This is a genomic window from Stenotrophomonas sp. HMWF003, assembly GCF_003061285.1.
In the GTDB taxonomy this organism is placed as follows: domain Bacteria; phylum Pseudomonadota; class Gammaproteobacteria; order Xanthomonadales; family Xanthomonadaceae; genus Stenotrophomonas; species Stenotrophomonas maltophilia_AP.
Genome location: NZ_QAIW01000306.1, coordinates 1 through 791, shown reverse-complemented (window position 1 = coordinate 791; position 791 = coordinate 1). Strand labels below are relative to the sequence as shown.

1 pseudogene is annotated in these 791 nt (G+C 67.4%); it reads right to left on the bottom strand.

Features of this window, described 5'->3' with window-relative positions:
• Positions 1-79 precede the first annotated feature (79 nt).
• Positions 80-791 (bottom strand): annotated as a pseudogene (locus DBR34_RS12530) (glucose-6-phosphate isomerase); the annotation flags it as partial.

Here is a 791-nt window from a genome sequence, read left to right as displayed (position 1 = left end):
TCGATACGCCTTGACGCGCTGCCGGTAACCACTTCGCCGCCACCGGAGGTTGCATCCCCCACCACCACCCACGCCATCATCACGGCAGCGGCCGCAACCGGCCCAGCAGCTCCAGCGTCACCGGATCGGTGATGGCATGCGCTTCACCCTGCAGCGCCGGCAGCAGCTGGCTGGCCAACTGCTTGCCCAGCTCCACGCCGAACTGGTCGAAGGCGTTGATGTTCCAGATGATCGACTGCACGTACACGGCGTGTTCGTACATGGCGATCAGCGCGCCAAGCGCCTGCGGGGTGAGCGCGTCGAGCAGGATAAGCGTGCTCGGGCGGCCGCCAGGATACGCACGGTGCGGATCGTCGCTGCCCTGGCCGTTGGCCAGCGCTTCGGTCTGCGCCAGCAGGTTGGCCATCAGCGCCTGGTGGTTGACCACGTAGGGGTCATCGTTGCGCACGCAGCCGATGAAATCGGCCGGGATCACGCTGGTGCCCTGGTGCAGTGCCTGGAAGAAGCTGTGCTGCACATCGGTGCCTGCCCCGCCCCACCACACCGGCACGGTGTCGCTGGCCACCGGGCTGCCATCGAGCTGCACGCGCTTGCCCAGGCTTTCCATCACCAGCTGCTGCAGGTAGGCAGGCAGCAGCGCCAGGCGCTGGTCGTAGGTCATCACCGCATGGGTGGCATGGCCCAGCAGGTTGCGGTTCCAGATATCGGTCAGGGCATGCAGGACCGGCAGGTTCTGTGCGAGCGGCGCGGTGAGCGCGTGTTCGTCCATCTGCGCGGCACCGGCCAGCAGC